We start from the raw sequence: 22249 nt of genomic DNA on the forward strand, positions 1-22249 counted from the left end.
TTTACAGTCCCATTCCTATTCTTTCTGGTCCAAAAAACTTAAATGCAATTCCAAAAGCTAGTACGGAAATCACCATTCCTATCATAAAAATAGTATAAGTCCATCGTAATATTTTATATTTTCTATTAAGGACCAATCCTAAAAAATACAAATCCTTGGTTAAGGAACTGTACATATACTCTTTGTCTTTGATTAATTCTTGTATGGCCCATTCATAATCTTTTAGCCCCATTTTATAGAAATTACCAAAAAAGAGAAGGTTCACTTTTTTATTTTTTACGTCCTCTTTTGTGAACTCACCACTAGTTACATTAGGCCTAGTTGCCAATACTGCCAATATCATGGAAACAACACTAAAAATGATAAAAATTACTGTTGGGTAAACAAGGTATTTGTTAGATGGATTATCCAATTTTGGAATAAGATTGGACAAAGCCAGTGAGATAATAATTGCATTTACCGATAGCAAAATATTAGCTTTGGTATCTGCTATATTACTTAAAGTTATATGGTTTTTTAGGGTAACCCTAAACAATGTCTGTATACCACGGTCGGGACTTTCATTCTTAAATTTTGCTTTTAAGGCTTCCTTCTTGGCAATTTTTCCTTCTTTTTTATCTTGTATCAATTTCTTTAGGTTTTTTTCTTTATAGAGCTGCCAGCTTTCTTTAGCATATGCTGTGTAATATTGGTGTTCTGTTTGGAACATTTTAATGTTCTCTTTAATCCAATCTGATTTGGAGTAATTTGCAATTTCTAAAAGGGACAGCTCTTCTCTTAACATTTCGGACGTTTCCAAATAACTTTTTTGCCCAAAATGGGAACAATCGGCATCTCTTATTATTTCCTCTTCAAGATTGACAGGAGTATGGCCTCTTTTTGTTGCCTTAATAAGAGCACATACTTTATCTGTACTTTTTTTATCATAACCGTTCTTCTCCAAGAACGCCCTAGTAATTATTGCACTACTATTTTCATGTTCATTGGAGCCTTTGGTATAACCAGTATCATGAAACCAAGCTGCTAATAAAAGGGCCTCACTATCTTGTGGAGTTAGATTATAAAAGTCTATTAATTCTTTAGTACTTTTAACCACCCGTTCCGTATGTCTTAAATTATGATAGAGGTATTTGGAATCTAAATGTTTGTCCAACAAATTGATCACATAATTTTTAGCTTTCTCTATTATTTCCGACATTAAACGTAGATTATGGTTCCCAAATTACAAAATTTTGGAATGAAGAACATTAATATGAAGAAGTATTACCTAGTCGTTGTAATAGCCTTGTTCCTTACATCTTGCGCTACATATAAATCCAAGTATAAGGATTTTGCAAAGAAGCAAGAGGCAGTAGTGAATAAGGAAGTTTCTCATACTTTTTATTTAATTGGTGATGCAGGAAAATCTCCAATGGGAGAAATGAATCCTGTTTTGAAATCTTTTCAGAAACAGCTTTTAAAAGCAAATAAGAATAGTACTGCTATTTTTCTTGGAGACAATATTTATCCAGCAGGGTTTCCTAGTGAAAAGAAATTTCCAGAAGAAAGTATAGCCGCTAAAAATAGTTTGGACGCACAATTAGAAGCTTTGAAAGGTTTTAAAGGAGCGCCACTTTTTGTTCCTGGCAATCATGATTGGTACAGTGAGGGCCTAAAAGGCTTAGAGCGCGAGCAAAAGTATATCCAGAAAAAGCTGAACAGCAAAAAAGTATTCTCACCTAGAGATGGATGCCCTATTGAGAAGATAGACATTAATGATGAGGTTGTTGTTCTCGCTATTGATACAGAATGGTATCTTACCAATTGGGACAAACACCCTACTATAAATGATGGTTGTGAAATAAAAGACCGTGAAAAGTTTTTTGAAGAATTAGAAGGTCTTATTAAGAAAAATGCAGATAAGACTACCATTATGGCCCTACATCACCCAATGTTTAGTTATGGTGAGCATGGAGGTCAATTTTCCATGAGGCAACAATTTTATCTCGGTAGCAGCAAGATACCCTTGCCTGTGCTAGGAACTTTGGGTAATTTTTTACGTAAAACGTCTGGTGCATCTATTGAAGACCTTACCAATAAAAAGTATAGAGAACTTAGAAAACGTTTGGTCACTTTGGCTCAATATTCGGAAAAAGTGATTTTTGTTTCAGGTCATGAGCATACATTGCAATATATAGTTGAAGATAATACACCACAGATTATTAGTGGTGCCGGTTCTAAAAATGGAGCAACAAGACTTCTAAATGGAAGTCAATTTTCAACAGGAAGTATGGGTTATGCTATTTTAGAAGTGTATACAGATGGTTCTTCCCAAGTTAAATTCTATGGAATAAAAGAGAAAGAAAATCAAGAACATTTGTTTTCCACAGAAGTATTACCGCCAAACAAATCAAAAGAATACGGTACCTATAAAACCGATTTTCCCAAAAGTGTTTCTTCATCAATTTATTCAGAGGACGAGGTAGATAAAAGTAAGTTTTTTAAATCGGTGTGGGGAGAGCGTTATCGTAAATATTATGCTACTAAAGTTAATGCTCCGACTGTTTCACTAGATACTTTGTATGGAGGTTTGGTTCCTGTTCGTAAGGGCGGAGGACATCAATCAAAATCTTTAAGGTTACAGGATAAGAATGGAAAACAATATGTAATGCGAGCATTGCGTAAAAGTGCGGAATTGTATTTGCAGGCCATGGCTTTTAAAGAAGAATATATTGTGGGAGATTTTGATGATACCAAGACTGAAAGCTTGTTGTTGGATTTCTATACAGGATCCCATCCTTATGCTCCATTTACTATTGGTCCTTTGTCTGATGCGGTTAATTTATACCACACCAATCCAGTTTTATATTATGTCCCCAAACAAAATGCTTTAGAAAATTTCAATAAGAATTTTGGAGATGAACTATACATGATAGAGGAACATGTCTCTGACGGACATAATGATTTGGAAAGTTTTGGCTTTCCCAAAGAAATTGAAAGCACGGACGATTTAATTAAAAAACTTAGAAAAGACGAAAAGTTTAAAGTTGATAAAAAAACCTATTTAAGAGCTCGTTTGTTTGATATGATGATTGGTGATTGGGATAGGCATACAGATCAATGGCGTTGGGCAAGATTTAAGAGCGATTCTGGAGATTTGGTTTATAAACCAATACCAAGGGATAGAGACCAGGCTTTTTCCATTATGGGTGATGGTTCTTTTATGGGTTTTGCAACAAGAGCAATTCCAGGACTACGATTAATGGAAGGTTTTACAGAAGAGATACGTAGTGTAAAAGGGTTTAATTCTTCTCCAAAAACCTTTGCTTTGGATTTGGCTTTGCTTCCAGAAACCGACATAAGTCAGTGGGAAGAACAAGTCACACATATTCAAAAGAATATTACACCAGAAGTAATTGATGCTGCTTTTGAAAAATTTCCAGAAGAAGTTAGGGATGAAACGGTTGCAAACATTAAAAAAGTTTTACTGGCAAGAAAGAATAATCTTTTGCATACAGCAAGAGAGTATTATAAGATTGTAAATAAGTACAGCATTGTTACAGGCACGGACAAGGATGATTATTTTGAAATTTCTTCCATGAAAAACGGGAAAAAGAAAGTCACCGTTTCTAGAATAAAAAATGGAAAGCAAGGGGATGTTATTTTTAGTAAAATATATGATGCCGAACACACAAAAGAAATTTGGGTGTATGGTTTGGATGATGATGATGTTTTTGATGTGACAAGTACCGACAACTCAATTAAATTGAGACTTGTTGGAGGTCAGAACAATGATGTATATAAAGTGATGGATGCCAAAGGGGTTCATATTTATGACTATAAATCCAAGAAGAACACTTTTGAAGAAGCCATAATGGCAAAAATTCATAAAACAGATGATTATGAGACCAATACGTATCAATTTGATAAAATAAAGAACAGTGCAAATCAATTTATACCAACAATTGGGGCCAATCCAGATGATGGGTTTAAAATTGGTCTTATAGACATTTACACACATAATGCCTTTAGGCAAAATCCTTTTACACAACAACATACCTTTAATGCATCTTATTATTTTGCTACTAATGGTTTTGATTTTGGATACAGAGGAGAATTTGCAAATATTTTGGAAAATTGGAACCTAGAAATGGCAGCTAAATTAACTAGCTCCAATTTTAGTGTAAACTTTTTTGGACTTGGGAATGAGACCGTAAATCTGGATGATGATTTGGGGATGGATTATAACAGGGTTAAAACGGAAATAAAGAAAATTGCACCTTCATTGGTTTGGAGAGGGGATTTAGGAACTAAATTTAGAATGGGAGTTTCTTTTGAAGATATAGAAGTTGAAGAAACCCAAGACAGATTTGTAAATACTTTTTATGTGGCCAATGGAGAAGAAAACAGAAAGCAGTTTTGGGGAGTACATGCGGAATACAATTATACAAACAAAGATAATGAAGCATTCCCGACACTTGGTATGGAAACCTCTTTGCATATAGGTTATAAATACAGTGCCAGTGGTACAGAACGTGGTTTTGGATATATAATTCCTAGCCTAGTTTTTGATTATAAATTAATTCCTAGCGGTAGATTGGTTTTGGCAACCAAGTTAAAGGGACATTTTAATATTGATAACGGGTTCGAGTTTTACCAAGGCGCAAGTATTGGGGGAGACAATGGATTAAGAGGGTTCAGGTTTCAACGGTATACAGGAAAAAAAGCCTATTATCAAAATACAGATATTAGATATAGTTTTAGTAAAAGAAGAACAGGGGTATTGCCAGTTTCCTTTGGGATGTATGGAGGTTATGATTATGGTAGAGTTTGGTTGTCATCAGAAGATTCGGATAAATGGCACACTTCTTATGGAGGAGGATTATTTTTAAACGCTTCAGGGTTATTAACAGCTAGAGTATCTTACTTTGATAGTTCAGATGGGCCTCGATTTTCTTTTGGGGTCGGTTTTGGGTTTTAAAAATTCCTTTTTGTTATTCCTGTGAAGACAGGAATTTATTTTAGGATATATGAATATAGATTTCTTCCTGTCGGGCCTTTTTTTTCATCAGAAAGCAGCAGCGTATTGTTGTCCTTAAAACAAACAGATTCTAATTGATTTGAGGTTTCTAAATCTATATGTTCAATTTTTCCTTTGGTAAAATCTGGAAACATGAAATTGGTAAAAAGCCATAGTTTTCCATAACTCAAAACAGCAATTTTTTCGCCGTTAGGAGAAATATCCGCTGAGGTAATTTGGCAACTTTTCCAGTCCAAGCATGGATTAAAGAAACTTATAAGCTCTGCTTTATAATCCCCAACAGAAGCTGGAATTTTGTATATCATTGCTTTTCCATCAAATGGCTTTGTTCTGTTTTTGGTAATAATAAAAAGAGAATCATTGTGATGAAAAAAAGCCTCTGTGTCATAATAGAGATTAGAATCTTTTGGAGGAAACTTCTTTTGTTCAGGATAGTAGAACGTAATTTTTTCTGCCTTTATTTTTTTACCCTTTTCGGTTTTTGGATTGGGTATTTTGTAGATGACTAAATCTTTTCTATCATTGTTATTGTTCCCAAAATCACCAATATAAATGTTTCCTTCTTTGTCTTTAGCTAAGTCTTCCCAATCATGGTTTTTGGCATTAGAGACTTTGAATTTTTTTTTGATTTTTCCTTTAAAATCAACTTCATATATTTCATCCAGATTTCCATTGTCCTCTATCAGCCATATATTTTCATTGCCATAGGAAACAATACCAGAATTCTCTTCTAATTTTTTTGGAAGATCTGTTATAAAAGTAAGCTGTCCGTAGTTTGCACAACTTACAAATAAAAGTAATAAGACGATTCCAAAATATTTTGCCATATCAATCCTTTAAGGGCATATAAATTTCTGCTTTCCAATTTAGTTCATTGCCACCAAAGTTAGGATTGTTGTAATAAATTTCAATAGGAAGAGCATCAATTTCTACATTATTTTTTTTAGCATAATCCAATAGAGCATACCAAGCTCTGTCAGAAGTAATATAGTTGCCATTATAAATAGCTTTCAACGCTTTTTTAGCATTCAATTGCTTGTATTTAATCTCTTCGTGAATAGGTAAACTATCTGGTTTTATAATGGGGAAACAAAAGTTGTATGATATACTATCAGTTTGCATGTTCCAGTCGGTTACTTCTAAAAAAGGCGTTCCATTGAGCTCTATATGATTTTCTGCCAAAACAGTGCTCAAAAATGGGTAGTTATGCATCATTCCACCTGCTTTTTCATATTGCGTTCCCTTTACTGAAATAAATGCACAATAGGTAGATTTAAATTCATCTTGCCCTACAATTGTCACTTTTATTTTGCTAAGATGCTCTTTTAACTTTTCATTAAAATCAACCACCGTTTTTTTGGTTCTCTTTTCAAAATCTGTATTTAAAAAAGGAATGGTAATTTTATTTTTAAAACTATGTTCAACATCGGTTATATATACTTTTACTTTAGAAAGAGAATCATTGATAGGTTCAATTTTCCAATCATAAATATTGGTAGAATCTCCAAATTTTAATTGTTGTTGTAATTGAGTTAAATTTTGTTGTTTAACAGGAGTAAGGGTGGTTAAAGTTCTATCCCATGTTTTTATAGATTGATTTATAGTTCCAGGAAAGGTTTTCGCTTTAAAAGTCACTAAATAGTCATAGGGTTTTACAAACAGATACCACACCAAGCCTATTAGGAGGCATGTTCCTATAATTAATGTAATTTTTTTTTTCATTTGATACTAATCCTATTTCTTTGTCATTTTAAGGTTATCCACTACAAATTTGCCCAAGTCCCTGCCTTGTTGCACACCTACTTCTACAGCTGCTCTATAATGAATGCCACCATACATTCTACTTATTGCCGCTTCATCTGCAGCCGTATTAAAGGATGTAAAATTTCTAATGGGCAATCCATAAGGGGTTTCGGTATCATCTTCAAATGCAAAATTATCTCCAAAAATGGATGTCAATGCCGTAGATGCTGCACCAGATACTACACTATGCCCACTAGTATATTCTGGGAAAGGAGGGGTTTGGAGTACGGGCTCCCAATTTTCGTCAATATATTGATTAATAAGTGTTTCTGGCCTAATGAGATTACTTCTATATTTTTCATCCCAACAGCTTATAAATGCGTCAGCAATGGCCATGGATGTTTTGGTATAGGCAAATACGGTTTTATCAAAATCTGAATTGGTTTTTCTAGAGGCAATTTTTGTAATACCAATCCAGTGTGCACCAGGAGTAATTTTTTTTGTGGCAAACATAAGATGCCCTCTGGTTACTGAAACATATGGATTACAATCCCAAAATTGAGCAATTGCAACTTCTTCAGACTCATCACCTTTTGCAGTAATCTCATTGCTAATATCATATACTTCTTTTAACTCCTTATAAAAAGTAGAATTTTCTTCCATAGAAAATGGAGGCGGTGGGGCAGGAATAAATTGGTTGGCTGAATCTATTACAAAAGGGCGGATTTTGTTCCAATGAGGTTCAATACCATCCATATATGCAGGGGGGGTTGGCTGCCATCTAGTGGGGTCATCTGTATCTACTGTAAATTTTGGCATGGTCCGGGTTTGCTTGTAATTATCCTTGTCCATCCATAAAGCAACATGCTCCGCCACTCTTAAACCATATTCTTTAGAGACACTAAACTCAGTTTCGTTTTTAGTTTGCCATACCTTATAGAGACTATCACGATGTACTTCAAACATTTCTTCAGAAAAGATGAGCCTTTGACTTAGATTCATGTGCGCAACTAGGGCTGCCAATCTATAATTAATTGGTTGTGATACATCAGGTTTTGGGATTGATGTTAAGTCTGTCACCTGTCCTTCCAGTGATGTGTATTCATCATTTTGTAATGCAATGATTTCATAGGCTGCAATATTGGGATATGCAAAAATTCTACTAGCTACAGGGGGAGAAAATATATCATGAATCATGATTTCAGTAACTTTGTCCACAGATGAATGATACTCATCAGGAGAAATAATTATGGGCTCTTCTTTTTTGGTATTACATGAAAACATGAATACTCCTATTAGTATTAGCAATTCAAATTTTAGCTTCATTTCCTTCAGTTTATTTTATTTCAATAATTTATATACTTGTGCCTTATCATTGTTGATGGTCACAAGGAGATAGTTAATATCATTAAGTGTTATAATATTTAAATGCCGTATAGATTTTTGGATTAAATCCAAACCAATTTGATTCCCCAAAACTATATTGTTTTCATCATAAATTAAAGCACCTGGGAAGGAATCAAATCTTCCATGAAATGGTTTTACTCCAAAATAATTTCCTGCGGCTAGAGCTTCTTTTTGCCCATCACCATTAAAATCATGAGTTACAAAAGACATAATGGGAGCAACCTGCATTTCCTCCTTAAAGGGAATAAATGTAAACTTGCCCTGTTCATTTTTTAAATACCCAGACTTTAATGTGAGCACTTTTCTTGTTCTTGAATCCCCTAAAGTTTTTTTATCTAAAATTTCATTAATGTCCCTGCCTGCAAAATCATTGTAGCTTGTGAATTTTTTGCGAAGGCTTACCATTTGCCCTCCCAGCCCTTCAAGACCCTCCAATGGATAATAATTTCCATTTTTTTCGATAATAGTAATGGTTTCTGTTTGTCCATTTTTATCAAAGTCACCAAAAAGTAATTTCATTGGTGATTTTTCTGAAGCTTTAAACTTGGAGTTGGTTCCCCAGTTTCCAAGTAGGTAGTCCGTATCGCCATCAGCATCAATATCAAACGGACAAATGCTTTGCCAAAGACCATTCAAATTTTCATCTGTTGGGTGCACTTCATTGAGCTCTCCATTGTTATTTTGATAGAATATGGGTGCCATCCATTCTCCAACAACAATTAAATCATTGGTGCCATCATTATTAAAATCATCCCAAATGGCATCTGTAACCATTCCAGAATTTTCTACAGAAGAATTTTCTACTACTGAAAAAGCTCCATTTTCGTTTTTAAGTAAGTAGGAAGTAGGGTTGGCGCCAAATTTTGTAGTTATTGCTTGGTTTCCAACAAATAAGTCTATATCTCCATCCTTATCAAAATCATTAGCTTTTACCACTGAGGCATTTTCAAAATAATCTGGCAAAGAATTCTGTTTAAAAACAGAATCATTTTGAACATAATAACTATCTAATAAAGGTTTCATTTTATTATAAAAATCAGCTCCTCCAGAACCAAGGAACACATCATTTTTACTATCCCCGTTAAAATCTGCAATGACCGCAGAAACATCCTCTTTAATGGAATCAATTCTTATTTCTGGAAAATCTTTTTCTACAAATGAAGAATCGGTTTGGATATATATTTTTGATGCAATGCGTTTAGAACCACCAAAGAAAATATCTTCTCTTCCATCACTATTTAAATCTCCGATAGCCAATGCTGGCCCCCTATCAGAAATTTGATAAGGAATTAATTTTTCTCTATTAAAATCAACATACTTATCTTCTACATGGGTAAAATCCAATCCTAGATTTCCATCCACTTTTTGAAACAAAGGCTTGGTCTTTTGTTTTAATGAATTGTAATCAAAAGGCTTTACGTTTTTTGGGGTAATGGTCAAAACCTGGTTAACAGCAACATCTTTTATTGTTTGATATGTTTTATTGGGCCATACAATTCTAAGGGAATCTACTTTCCCTATTTTTTCATATCCAAAATGGACAATAGGTTCTGACGAAGATTGAAATCCCCGTACAGTATACAGCTCTTTAAACTGTAATTTTCCTTGATGATAAGAATAGATTTTTGTGCCAATACCAAAATGATTTTTATCAGAATAATTGAATTTCAGCTTTAAATAGTTGGCATTATTATTTGTTTTGTTGATGTAAACTGTTGCAGGGCTATTAATGTTATTTGTTACTAAATCTAAATCCCCATCATTGTCCAAATCTGCCATGGCCGTAGCACCAGAAATTAATGTGTCATTTAAAATCCATTTGCTAGACACGTCTTCAAAGGATAGACTTTCATTTCCTTTAAAAACATAATTGCCCGTTGCTCCAGACGGCATCATCTCTAAAGCCTTTTGATCCACCAATTTAGTGTTGTTTATCTTATTTTTAATTTGGTCACTGGAAGTAAAGTTGATAAAATCCAAATTATTAGGTCGTTTTGGAATTCCATTGGAAACAAATATATCTTGCTCTCCATCTTGATTATAATCGGCAAAAAGTGCACTCCAACTCCAATCCGTTGCGGCGACACCACTCATTAAAGCGGTTTCCATATAGCCTCCGTTAGGCTGATTTACATAAAGCATATTCCTTGTAAATTGATAATGGTATCCGTAACGTTCTGTACGTAGTTTTTGCGTCTGAATATTATCATCTCCCTCAGAGGACTTTAACACTTTTTCATCTTCTGGAAGCATATCCAAAGAAATAATATCGGGTAAGCCATCGTGGTTGATATCTGCCACGTCATTACCCATTGAAAACCTAGAAGTGTGACCAAAATATTGTTTTAAACTTTCAGAAAAAGTTCCATTTCCATTGTTTAAATAATAATAATCGTCCTCATGAAAATCATTTCCCACATAAATATCTGGATACCCGTCTTGGTTAAAGTCTGAAATTGCTATACCTAGTCCATAGCCATTTATACCGCCATAAATACCAGCTTCTTCACTAACTTCTACAAATTTGTCACCATCATTTCTAAGAAGTTTATCACCTGTCTGAAAATTTCTTTTTAAACGTAAATCGGCACGTCCAAAAGATTCTTGAGTATGTACCGCATGGTTAAGAAGATAGATATCCATGTCGCCATCCAAATCATAATCTAAAAAGGCTGCATTGGAACTATAAGAATCAAAATCCAATCCATATTTGGCGGCACTTTCTGTAAATGTGGCATCGCCATTGTTTATATATAATTCATTGTAACCGTTAAACCCATTTATACCCACAACGGCACATACATAAATATCCAATAGCCCATCCCCATTTACATCTCCCATGACAGCACCGGTATTCCAAGTGCTATTTCCAGCAACACCAGCCTTTTCTGATATATCTTCAAATTGAAGATTTCCTTTGTTAATGTATAGCTTGTTCTTTACTTGATTTCCTGAAAAGAAAATATCTGGAAGTTGATCGTTATTAATATCACCAATGGCAACACCCCCACCGTTATAGAAATAGAGATAATCCAAAATGTTTAAATCATTTGTTTCTGTTAAAGTGTTTGTAAAAGAAATCCCTGTTTCTTCTGGAGTGGGGTTTTTGAACAAACCACCTTCTTTTTTACACCCAATAAGTAGCGTAAAAATTGATATATAAATAACAAGCTTATTCATTAAGTGCAAAAATCTTTGGTTCGTTATCATTGATGGCTGCTATTAAATATGCATTTCCATTTTTATCCTTAAATTGTTTTAGGTGCTTAATTTCCTCTCTTACAAAAAACCCACTGGTATTATAATCTTGCCACTCAAAACCCATTTTACCATCTCCTAACAATACACTTCCATAGTTGGCATCTAGTCTAGAATATTGTGGTTTAAATTCAAAATTATTTCCTGCCATTATGATGTCCAAATTTCCGTCATTATTAACATCTGTACAATTAATGCCACACACACAGGATAATTGGACTCTACTTGGAAGTTTTTTAATGGCGAATTTTCCACCCCCTTCATTTATGGCAATAACAGATTCTGATGTTCCTGCTTCTTTCATAATGGAATTATCAAAAATCTCTTTTGAAAAAAGTTCATCCACAGTTTTCTTTGCGTATTCTGAAGCTTTTAGGTTTTGTTTTTTAAGAGCTACCATTTGAGAGGTCAACTCTTTTTTCTGATGTATTGGGTAATCTTTTCCATCAAAATTTTGGGTCATAATCTGTTCTATGGTTCCATTATTGTCAAAATCGTTCACCCACATTTTCATGGGGTTTTCTGGAGTGGGTTTGTAATGAAGGTTGTTCCCCTGGTTGCCCAAAACGAGGTCATTATCCCCATCACCATCTAAATCGGCCGCCTCAACAACATTCCACCAGCCAGAAAGGCTGTCCAATGTTGATGATAGTTTGGCTAACCTTCTTCCTGAATTTCTATAAATGTTCGGCGTTCCCCATTCGGATACCGTAACCAAGTCCTTTTTGTTGTCGCCATCCATATCCTGCCATATGGCATTGGTGACCATGCCTGCATTTTTAAGGTCATAGGCCAAGCGTTCCGTGGCATCTATAAAAGTACCATCACCGTTATTTTCTAAAAATAAATGGTCAGGATTAACACCGTAAGTACCTACAACACTTCGTGAACCTATGAAAACATCTATATCACCATCATCGTCAAAGTCGTTTGGAGCAATTGTAGATATATTCTTAAAGGTGGATGGAAGACTTTCCTCTGATTTAGTAAATTTTCCATTTCCATTATTTAAATATAAGCGAGCTCTATATGTTGATTCATCCCCAACTTGGTTTCCCCCAGAACCTACCATTAAATCTTGGTCACCATCACCATCTACATCAAAAAATGCTGCGGCTGTGTCTTCATATGCTGCATCGGTTACAATAGCGCTATTTTTTATTATGGACAGTTTACCACCCCCAATATGAGAATAAACAATACCAGATTGGTTTTTTGCGCCACCAACAAAAACATCTTCATTACCATCGCCATTAACGTCGGCAATAGCAAGGGCAGGCCCTTCTTGTGATAGTTGTTTGTGAATAAGCCCCTCATAATCAAAATCATTGTAGTTATTTTCCTTATGGGCTATTAAACTTTTTAGCGGAAGCTCATTGAGCAAAGTTTTAATGGTTTCCTTTTTGGGGATATGATACTTTTCTATAGCCTCAGAATGTTGTAAAGTTAAAAACTGATTGGCATCCACATTTGTCAATTTTTGAGTTTGGTCATCTGGCCAAATGATTCTAATGGAATCAATCTTTTTTGTTTTTCCCAAACCGATGGTCATAACATAATCCATTGAAGATTGAAATCCTCGAGAAGGCATTAATTCCTGAAGAACTATGTTGTCCTCATAATACATTTTAATTGAGGCCCCAATAGCAAATTTGTTCTTTTGTGTACCTTCAAATTTTAATTTTATGTAATTGTTGTCAGTAAGTTTATCAGTGTTGTTTTGGTATATAAAGGATTCCATATTTACATTATTTACTACCAAATCCAAATCACCATCATTATCCAAATCCCCATAAGCGGCTCCGTTGGACAGACTTGGGATTCCCAACCCCCAATTATCACCTTCATTACTAAATGTTATATCTCCTTTGTTACGGTATGCATAGTTAGGTTGTGGTGCTACGGGCATTTTATTAATGATGGAATCTATGGATTCTTTCTTACCAGTTAATGCCATTTTTTGAATGATTTCATTGGCAAAGAAATCCACAAAATCTAAATCTGTTAAATCATGGTTTACACCGTTGGTTATGTAAATATCTCTAAGCCCATCATTGTCCATATCAAAAAGAAGACCTGCCCAACTCCAATCTGTTGCAGCAACACCGCTGTAATAGCCAATTTCTGAAAAGCTCCCGTTGCCATTGTTTAGTTGTAATGTATTCTGAATATACTGCTGAGAGAAATCCTTGCTCTGCTTTAATTTAAACACATTATACCCCTCAAATTCCATAACAGATTTTACACGCTGGTCTGGTTCGGGAAGCATATCTGTAATAAAAATATCTGCATTTCCATCGTTGTTAATATCAGAAATATCAACCCCCATTGCGGAAAGGCATAAATGGGAAGTCCAGTTTTTAATATCTTCCTTAAATGTCCCATCTTGGTTATTTATGTACAGGTAATCCCTTTCATAAAAATCATTGGACACATAAATGTCTGGGTAAAGATCCCCATTGATATCCGTTACCATAACACCAAGCCCAAAACCAATGAGACTTCCATAAATACCGGCATCTTCACTAACATCTACAAATTTACCATTGTCATTTCTCAAAAGCATATCACCTACGCCTTTAAAAATATCTGGCACACCTTCCCAATCTTGAGCTCGGACCTCTCTTTGCTCCGCATATCCCAAACTACTTACAGGAATGTTACTGTTGTTAAGTATATAGGCATCTAAATCCCCGTCTTTATCATAATCAAAGAAGGAGGCATGTGTAGAAAAACCAGTTTTTGCCAAATTAAATTCTTCGGCTTTTTCTGTAAAAGTTAAGTCTCCGTTATTAATGTATAGGTCATTGTCATGGTTGTTACCCTTCATGTTTCCTGCATTACTCACATAAATGTCTAGTAGACCATCTTGATTAATGTCCACCATCATTACACCTGTTGACCATGGTTTGTTCCCCTCAATACCTGCTGATTCAGAAATATCATCAAACTTAAAATCACCTTTATTTAGATATAGCTTATTGGGTTCCATATTACCAGTGAGGTAAATATCTGCCAACCCATCATTATTTATATCACCAATGGCAACACCGCCACCGTTGTAGAAATTACGGTATTTAAATATGTTGAAATTCTTTTGGTTCTCTACCTTATTCACAAAATCTATTCCTGTTTCTTCTGATGAAAGCAAGGAAAAAAGTGTTAGCGATTCAGTATGAGAAAGCTCTTTTTCCTTCTTCTCTGAATTACATGAAGTGAATAGAATACTTCCTGAAAGTAGGGCAAATAATATGTTGTTTAGTTTTAATTTCATAGTGTTATTCTTTGTTTTTAGCTAAAAAAACAGGGGTTCCATTGTTTATGGAAACTATATAATAGTCTTTGTCTTTTATTTTAATTTCCTTGATGTTTCTTGCTGGACCAGGAATGTCAAACGCTTGATTTTTTGCCCAATAAAACCCTTTTTTACTATCATTGAGCAAAATTAATCCATGAGATGCATCCATTCTTCCGAGTTGAGTATTTACTTCATAATTATTGCCCACAATCAAAACATCTAAATATCCATCAGTATTAAAATCGGATGTAATAATGTCTTGAATTGGGAATGACTGGGCGATAATTGATAGCTCTTTCTTTGTAAAATTACCTTCGCCATCATTTTCGAAGTAGCAACTTTTTAGCTCGTAGACATATTTTTTACGTGCAGAATTTAATTTCTCTTTTGTAAATAAATCCTCAATATCTGCCTTTGCGAAATCTGCATAGGAAAGAAATTCTTTATTCAAAAATGGCATTTGTTTTACCAATTCGTCTTTTGAAGCAAAAGATGTTTCCTTGTTTTTATAATAATAAGTTACCAAGGGATCTACAGTTCCATTATCATCAAAATCTTGATTATATAGAGTTATGGGTTGTTCCAATGATGCCGTTAGTTTGCTATTTGTCCCCCAATTCCCAACTAAAAGATCTTTGTCTCCATCACCATCAAAATCTTCACAAACTACTTTGTTCCACCAACCATGAGATTTTTCTAAGCCATTTTCTTTTTCTAATAAAAACTTGTTGTCGTTGTTGTGAAATATTGAAATGGGCATCCAATGACCAACGGCAACAATATCAGCTTTTCCATTCCCGTTGATGTCTGCAAAAATAAAGTCTTTAATATTTCCAATATTTTGAAAGACTGATGAAAGATGTTCCGTTACTTCTGTAAATACTCCATGACCATTATTTACAAATAAATATTGTGAGGGTGTTTTTCCAAATTGCTGCGGCACTTGGTCTGAAGAAATGGCCAAATCTATGTCTCCATCATTATCAAAATCTATGGCGTTTACTTTGGAAGCATTTATTTCCAAACCTTTGAATTGGGTTGAATCTTTTTCAAAGCTCCCATTGGTGTTTATGTACAATCTGGGTTGCAATTTTGGGGATGATTTAAATTCATTTCCACCACTTACAACAATAAGGTCCATATCATTATCACCATCAGCGTCAAAAAAAGTATGGGAAACATCCTCACTCATGGCATCAATTTCAAATAAATCTTGTTGTTGTTTTGTAAATGTTCCCAATGTATTTTGAACAAAAAGAGTAGAAGAATATTTTTTTGAACCACTAACTAGCAAATCGTCCAAACCATCATTATTAATATCCGCTATCGAAATATCTGGCCCTTCATTAGTGTTGGTGTAAGGAACTAAGGGGTCTCTGCTAAACTCAACGGACCTATATTCTTGATGCTTAATAGCTATTAAACTGTCTACGTTTGTTAGATAGGATATATTTAAAGAAGATTTCTTAGAATAGAAATTCCCAGAAGCATTTCTGGATTTTATCACCAATTTTTGATTGGGTTTTACATTGGTTAAGGTTTCATAGGTCCCACTAGGCCATACAATTTTTAAAGAGTCTATGATGGAATCTTTACCAACACCCAAATGCATTGTATTAGAAACTGATGATAAATACCCACGGGATACATAATTCTCTTGTACGATGGATTTTTTGCCAATATGAGCTATTACTTTGGCGCCAATACCAAAAGTATTTTTTTCACTTTCTTTAAATTCTAATTGTAAATAATGGTTGGTGTTATTTCTTTTAATTGTATTCTCCAGAATATAGGCTTCCTCATTTACATTGTTGACTACCAAATCTAAATCTCCGTCATTGTCTAAATCTGCATAGGCACTACCATTACTAAAAGAATTTTCTGTGGGAGACCAATCTTTGGTAGCATTTTTAAAAGTTAGGTCTCCATTGTTCTTAAAAAAATAATTAGGAATTTTCTTTTCCGGCATTTCAGAAATAAATTCCATTTCTTCATCTGTCATGCCCAAATCAATTCTTTTTTGGATATTATCATTGGCAATAAAATTGATGAAATCCATATCATTAGTTGCCCCTTTTATTCCATTAGATATAAAAACATCCTTGTTTCCATCATTGTCAAAATCGGCCAACAAAGCACTCCAAGACCATTCTGTCGCTGCAATACCGCTCAGATTTCCAATTTCACTAAAATTTGTATTTCCTAAATTAAGGTGCAATGTATTTTGCATATACTGAGGGGCATACCCATTCTTTAAATAGTTTTGATAAATTGGAAAAGCATACTCCAAACCAGAGGTTTTATAGGTTTCCAAATCTTCTGGAAGCATGTCCATGGAAACTATATCAGTTAGCCCATCATTGTTGATGTCAGCAATGTCATTGCCCATAGAATAATGAGAAGTGTGCCCTAGTTTTTTTTCATCAATAGATATAATTTCTTTAAACGTTCCATTTTGTTGATTGATGTAGAGGTAGTCATTTTCAAAGAAATCATTGCCTATATAAATATCTGGATAACCATCATTATTTACATCACTTATACCCAGTCCTAGCCCATATCCTATTTTTCCTTGAAATATTCCTGCTTGGGAGCTTATATCTACATATTTACCATCCACATTTTTGTACAACCTATCTCCAGATAGTGCATCTATTTCATTTCTTTGAGATCCTTTTCCATATGTTCTGTTAGGATGTATGGAGTGGTTCATAAGGTACATATCCAAATCTCCATCCAAATCATAATCAAAAAAGGAAGCCTGTGTTGAAAACCCAGAAAAGTCTAAACCATAATATTCTGCATGCTCTTTAAATACGGGAATACCATCTTTATTAATGCCTCTGTTTACATACAAAAGATTTCGCCCTTTGATATTTTTGTGGCTTCCAATCTTGCAGATATAAATATCCAATAGCCCATCATTGTTGATATCTGTATATGTTACTCCAGTAGTCCAATTATTGGAATTGTCAATATTTGCTATAGTGGTTACATCCTCAAATTTCAAATTCCCTTTATTTAAATACAGTTTATCTGCTCCTTGGTTAGATGTAAAATAAATGTCCACCAATCCATCATTGTTAAAATCGGCCGTGGCCACACCTGCGCCATTATAATAATATAAATAGGTAAGAATATTCAATTCAGGAGTATCCTTAAGCGTGTTTTTAAATGTGATTTTTGAGAAAGAAGAGGGTATTTTTTTGAAAAGCGTATTTCCCTTCTTTTCAGAGCAAGCATACAGAACAAAACACAGTACCAAAAACCCTAAAAACCTGTTCATAAACTTCTTAAAAATAGCGTGGGGCAAGATAAGTAAACTTTGATGAAGAGAATATTAATGAAAGATTAATAAGGATAATGAAGAATTAATAGAAGTCTACGAAAACGTTATTTGTTAACTATTAAAAGATTTTTTGTGGATTTATTAGTTTAACACCCCTATTATAAACAATAATCCAATATATTTAGAGACTTAAAATTAACCAAATAAACTAACATGTTAGGAATAGTATCTTTTTTAGGCTTCACCATATTGGTGGCGGTCATTGCCTATTTGGCAACAAGAAAAACTAATGAAAAAACATCTGACGGCTATTTTTTAGGAGGCAGAAGCCTTACTGCAGGAGTTATTGCAGGATCATTATTGTTGACCAACCTTTCTACGGAGCAAATAGTTGGGCTTAATGGTAGTGCTTATACAGATGGATTATCGGTAATGGCATGGGAAACCTTGGCAGCAATAACCATGGTAGTAACTGCCATCTTTTTATTGCCAAGATACCTTAAAGGCGGATTGACAACAGTGCCACAGTTTTTGGCAAAACGATTTGATGTTACTACAAAAACCATTACTTCAATATTATTTTTAACAGGATATGTGGTGGTGTTGCTTCCAGTCATCTTGTATTCTGGTTCTGTGGCAATTAGTGGGATGTTTAATGTACCAGAACTTTTAGGAGTTTCTGATAAAACAGCACTAATCGTATGTATATGGGGAATAGGAATTATTGGTTCTATTTATGCTGTTTTTGGAGGCCTAAAAGCCGTTGCGGTTTCAGATTCTATTAATGCCATAGGTTTACTAATTGGAGGAATATTAATTCCTATTTTTGGTTTAATGGCCATTGGGGACGGAAATATATTTACTGGTTTAGATACATTGATGACTACCCATCCAGAAAGATTTGACTCTACAGGGAATCATGGTCAAGAGGTGCCATTTTCCACCATTTTTACAGGAATGATGTTGGTACAGTTATTTTATTGGGGTACCAACCAACAAATTATACAAAGAGCTTTGGGTGCCAAGAACTTGGCAGAAGGGCAAAAAGGATTGCTATTGGCATCTTTTATAAAGATTTTAGGGCCGCTAATCTTAGTGTTGCCAGGAATGATTGCCTATCACTATTTTGATGGAGGTTTAGCCTCAAGTGATTTGGCCTATCCTGAACTGGTAAGGGAGGTATTGCCAAAACCGATGATTGGGTTTTTTGCTGCTGTACTTTTCGGGGCAATTCTTAGTTCATTTAATAGTGTATTGAATAGCTCTGTCACCTTGTTTGGTATTGATGTCTATAAGCAGCACATTAATAAAGACGCACCAGAGGTAACTGTAGTTAAATATGGAAAAATATTTGGAATTTGTTTGGCTTTGGCTGCTATGTTCATTGCACCTTTGATTGCCAACGCAGGTAGTTTATTTGATTACTTACAAGAAATTAATGGGATATACAGTATTCCAATCTTAACAATTATTGTAGTTGGGTATTTAACCAAAAGAGTACCCGCAATTGCAGCAAAAATTGGTATCATCTCTGGTTCCGTGCTATATATTATTAGCCAGTTTGGTTTGCAAAAACATTATGTGAACAAAGCTTTGGAAGCTGCAAAAGCTTCAGGGGTTACTGATTCAGCTGCGCTTAAATTAGTAGAAGCAGATGCATACCCACATTATTTGCACGTAATGGCTATTTTGTTTGCATTGAATATTGTTATTATGCTGATAATTGGAAAAATATGGCCAAGAAAAGAAGCCTTTGAGTTGGAGTACACTAAACAAGTTTCTATAGAACCTTATAAGTATGTTAAGCAGGTAGGAATAGCTGTTTGCGTTATAGTGATAGGAATTTATATCTACTTCGCTAAGTAAAAATTAAAAAGGGCTTTTTTCAAGAGCCCTTTTTAATTTAATAAGTATCTTTTATCCAATCATAAGGTTTTCTATTAATCCACATTCCTCTAGTAAAATCAGGGAAATCTTGTGGTTCTCCGTTATTTTCTATAGATACTTCTGATAAAGGCGTTATAGCACTCCATGCTGCGGCATCATAAGCATCCAGGGGTGGTGCAATATTTTGTTTCGCAGATTCTACAAAGGAATTAATTACAAAGAAGTCCATTCCACCATGCCCTGCGCCAGTAGCATATTCTCCATATTTTTGCCATAATGGATGGTCATATTTCTTTAGCCATTCATCTGCATTGTCCCAACGGTGGGGTTCTGATTCTCCTTCAACATAAATTCTGTTGCCATCCACTTCCCAAAGTCCGTTAGCACCTTGTACCCTAAAACCTAAAGAATACGGTCTTGGTAGATTTACATCGTGGGTAATAATAATAGTTTCTCCGTTAGTGGTTTCAACGGTGGTGGTGATAACATCCCCTTGTTTAAATTTTACTTTTGCGTTTGGGTGATTTACACCACCATTTTTAACAATATAATTATGCAAGCCAATACTTTTTGATGCTGTTGATGTTAGCGATGAAAACCTATTTCCCCTATTAATATCGCACATGGCGGCAATAGGCCCTACTCCGTGGGTGGGATATACATCGGCATTTCTTAGGACTGAATGTTGCGTACGCCATTTGGATTCTGATATTCCTTTTTCCCCAAACTCAACCCCTTTTCCATAAGGTGTTACCCCATCGTTTAATTTAACGCCTCTTAGATCATGCTGATATCCACATCTAAAATGTACCATTTCCCCAAATACATTTTGACGGACCATATTGAGAACCGCCATAACATCCCGCCTATAATTTACATTTTCCAAAATCATAAGATGAGAACCTGTGGCTTCATGAGTATTTACCAAATCCCAGCATTCTTCCATGGTGTTGGAGGCAGAAACTTCCACACCTGTGTATTTGCCAGCCTTCATGCTATCAACAGACATTCTTGTGTGCCACAACCAAGGGGTAGAAATTATAACGGCATCAACCTCTTTTAATTCCAACAAATCCAAATAGTGCATACTATGGTCACCAAAAATTGCTGGCTTAGGGTTTTTAGCTTCAGCACAATGCTTTAGAGCAATCTCAATTCTTCTTGGGTCAATATCGCAAATGGCAGTGATAAGCACATCATCTCTTTTTAAAAGATTGTTTAAGTGATTGGTGCCACGCAGACCCACTCCAATAAGCCCGATTTTTAATTTATCATCCAAATTTTGCCCATTGGATAGAATTAGATTGGGCATTATGGTCACTGCACTGGCAGCTACCGTTGTTTTTTTAATGAAGGTTCTACGAGATTCCATAAACAAAGGGTTTGGTTATAAATTTACTCGATAATCTAGATTTAACTTAGTTAGAAGCTAAAAAAATTTCTTATACATATCCCGTGGACTTATGCCAAGGTAGTTTACCAAACTAGTTTGGGATAGTTTTCCTTTAAATATTCCCGTACGTTTCCAATATCCTGTTTTGAGGTTAGGTCAATAACATGCTCCGCAATAGGTATCATTTTGGTAGATTGGGGATTATCACGAATCATATTTAACAGTGCTGTTGGCAATTCCTTTTCATTTCTTTCTGGATGCACAGGGCAATTTTTTAGGTATGGATAGAATAAGGGACCATCAAACTTAAAAATGTTCATACTTACACGTAGCTTCCCATGTTTATCTTGGTATTTGGGAACATCTTCTACAAGTGGTTTTTCAATAATATCCACCATATAATTGGTGTCATCAACCTTCATTAGGGCAAAACGGGCTATACGTTCCTCTGGATATTCTAATGTATCTCTATCATAACCTAAAAGAGCATTTAAACTTGAGGTATTTGCAAGCAAACTAAGAGCCTCTATAGAGTATAAATTGTCACTATTACAGACGGTAAAAGCTTCGGATTGTAATTCTGGAAATTGCTCCAATGTTTGAAAAACAGCATCAGCAGTACCAAATGGTTTTATCCGATTCTTTGGGATGTATTGTCTGGCAAAGGAAACGGATAGGCCATGAAACTCATTATTTTTGATTGCAGTACCATATACTTCTTGAAAATGTATGTCGGTCTCACCTATAATGATATAGATATTTCTGTAACCCGCTTTTTTGGCATTGTTTAATAAATAATGTAAAAAAGGTAAGCCTTCTTCTCCTACACCAATAAGGCCTTTACTTTTATTGTTAGCCTGTTCTATATCTTTTTGACTCAAATTAGAAGTATTTACTTCCTTTTTCATTCTAGAAGAAGCACCACCAGCCAATATTATTAAGTTGTTATGCATT

At 34.7% G+C, this 22249-nt stretch carries 11 protein-coding genes; 2 read left to right on the forward strand and 9 right to left on the reverse strand.

What is annotated here, in order from left to right; genetic code table 11:
* Position 1: 1 nt before the first annotated feature.
* Positions 2-1198: a Pycsar system effector family protein gene (locus AC000W_RS02365; RefSeq protein WP_474745697.1), complete on the reverse strand. Its 1197-nt coding sequence runs from the start codon at positions 1196-1198 to the stop codon at positions 2-4.
* Between the two features lie 39 nt (positions 1199-1237).
* On the opposite strand from AC000W_RS02365, the gene AC000W_RS02370 reads away from it, so the two are divergent.
* On the forward strand, positions 1238-4960 hold the full coding sequence (locus AC000W_RS02370; protein WP_474745699.1) for a metallophosphoesterase: 3723 nt from the start codon (positions 1238-1240) through the stop codon (positions 4958-4960).
* Between the two features lie 35 nt (positions 4961-4995).
* Here the strand turns inward: AC000W_RS02370 and AC000W_RS02375 are convergent, their stop codons facing one another.
* Genes AC000W_RS02375 through AC000W_RS02400 form a run of 6 tightly spaced genes read right to left on the reverse strand, consistent with a single transcriptional unit; the run spans position 4996 to position 18039 of the window.
* Positions 4996-5847: a hypothetical protein gene (locus tag AC000W_RS02375; RefSeq protein ID WP_474745701.1), complete on the reverse strand. Its 852-nt coding sequence runs from the start codon at positions 5845-5847 to the stop codon at positions 4996-4998.
* Position 5848: 1 nt separating this feature from the next.
* On the reverse strand, positions 5849-6742 hold the full coding sequence (locus AC000W_RS02380; RefSeq protein ID WP_474745703.1) for a GyrI-like domain-containing protein: 894 nt from the start codon (positions 6740-6742) through the stop codon (positions 5849-5851).
* Between the two features lie 12 nt (positions 6743-6754).
* The gene (locus AC000W_RS02385) at positions 6755-8089 is read right to left on the reverse strand and encodes a vanadium-dependent haloperoxidase (RefSeq protein ID WP_474745705.1); all 1335 of its coding nucleotides are present in this window, start codon (positions 8087-8089) and stop codon (positions 6755-6757) included.
* A gap of 15 nt (positions 8090-8104) precedes the next feature.
* Positions 8105-11350 carry a VCBS repeat-containing protein gene (locus AC000W_RS02390; RefSeq protein WP_474745707.1) on the reverse strand — a complete coding sequence of 1082 codons (3246 nt, stop codon included), beginning with the start codon at positions 11348-11350 and terminating at the stop codon, positions 8105-8107.
* Complete coding sequence (locus AC000W_RS02395; protein ID WP_474745709.1) at positions 11343-14702, reverse strand: VCBS repeat-containing protein; 3360 nt, start codon at positions 14700-14702, stop codon at positions 11343-11345. The genes AC000W_RS02390 and AC000W_RS02395 overlap by 8 nt, the downstream gene beginning before the upstream one ends.
* 4 nt (positions 14703-14706) lie before the next feature.
* Positions 14707-18039, reverse strand: coding sequence for a VCBS repeat-containing protein (locus tag AC000W_RS02400; RefSeq protein ID WP_474745711.1), 3333 nt, complete (start codon positions 18037-18039; stop codon positions 14707-14709).
* Between the two features lie 189 nt (positions 18040-18228).
* Here AC000W_RS02400 and AC000W_RS02405 point away from each other — a divergent pair, with 189 nt between their 5' ends.
* Complete coding sequence (locus AC000W_RS02405; RefSeq protein WP_474745713.1) at positions 18229-19881, forward strand: solute:sodium symporter family transporter; 1653 nt, start codon at positions 18229-18231, stop codon at positions 19879-19881.
* A gap of 37 nt (positions 19882-19918) precedes the next feature.
* Here AC000W_RS02405 and AC000W_RS02410 read toward each other — a convergent pair whose 3' ends face one another.
* Both AC000W_RS02410 and AC000W_RS02415 read right to left on the reverse strand, forming a co-directional pair.
* Positions 19919-21274, reverse strand: a complete 1356-nt coding sequence (locus tag AC000W_RS02410; RefSeq protein ID WP_474745715.1) for a Gfo/Idh/MocA family protein — start codon at positions 21272-21274, stop codon at positions 19919-19921.
* Between the two features lie 104 nt (positions 21275-21378).
* On the reverse strand, positions 21379-22248 hold the full coding sequence (locus AC000W_RS02415) for a sugar phosphate nucleotidyltransferase (RefSeq protein WP_474745717.1): 870 nt from the start codon (positions 22246-22248) through the stop codon (positions 21379-21381).
* Between the last annotated feature and the right edge of the window lies 1 nt (position 22249).

This window comes from Saonia sp. (assembly GCF_056326165.1).

What these genes read in the sequence shown, in the direction of transcription:
- AC000W_RS02385 (WP_474745705.1), bottom strand. Translation starts at nt 8,089, where the DNA reads ATGAAGCTAAAATTTGAATTGCTAATACTAATAGGAGTATTCATGTTT.
- AC000W_RS02380 (WP_474745703.1), bottom strand. Translation starts at nt 6,742, where the DNA reads ATGAAAAAAAAAATTACATTAATTATAGGAACATGCCTCCTAATAGGC.
- AC000W_RS02410 (WP_474745715.1), bottom strand. Translation starts at nt 21,274, where the DNA reads ATGGAATCTCGTAGAACCTTCATTAAAAAAACAACGGTAGCTGCCAGT.
- AC000W_RS02390 (WP_474745707.1), bottom strand. Translation starts at nt 11,350, where the DNA reads ATGAATAAGCTTGTTATTTATATATCAATTTTTACGCTACTTATTGGG.
- AC000W_RS02395 (WP_474745709.1), bottom strand. Translation starts at nt 14,702, where the DNA reads ATGAAATTAAAACTAAACAACATATTATTTGCCCTACTTTCAGGAAGT.
- AC000W_RS02375 (WP_474745701.1), bottom strand. Translation starts at nt 5,847, where the DNA reads ATGGCAAAATATTTTGGAATCGTCTTATTACTTTTATTTGTAAGTTGT.
- AC000W_RS02415 (WP_474745717.1), bottom strand. Translation starts at nt 22,248, where the DNA reads ATGCATAACAACTTAATAATATTGGCTGGTGGTGCTTCTTCTAGAATG.
- AC000W_RS02370 (WP_474745699.1), top strand. Translation starts at nt 1,238, where the DNA reads ATGAAGAACATTAATATGAAGAAGTATTACCTAGTCGTTGTAATAGCC.
- AC000W_RS02365 (WP_474745697.1), bottom strand. Translation starts at nt 1,198, where the DNA reads ATGTCGGAAATAATAGAGAAAGCTAAAAATTATGTGATCAATTTGTTG.
- AC000W_RS02405 (WP_474745713.1), top strand. Translation starts at nt 18,229, where the DNA reads ATGTTAGGAATAGTATCTTTTTTAGGCTTCACCATATTGGTGGCGGTC.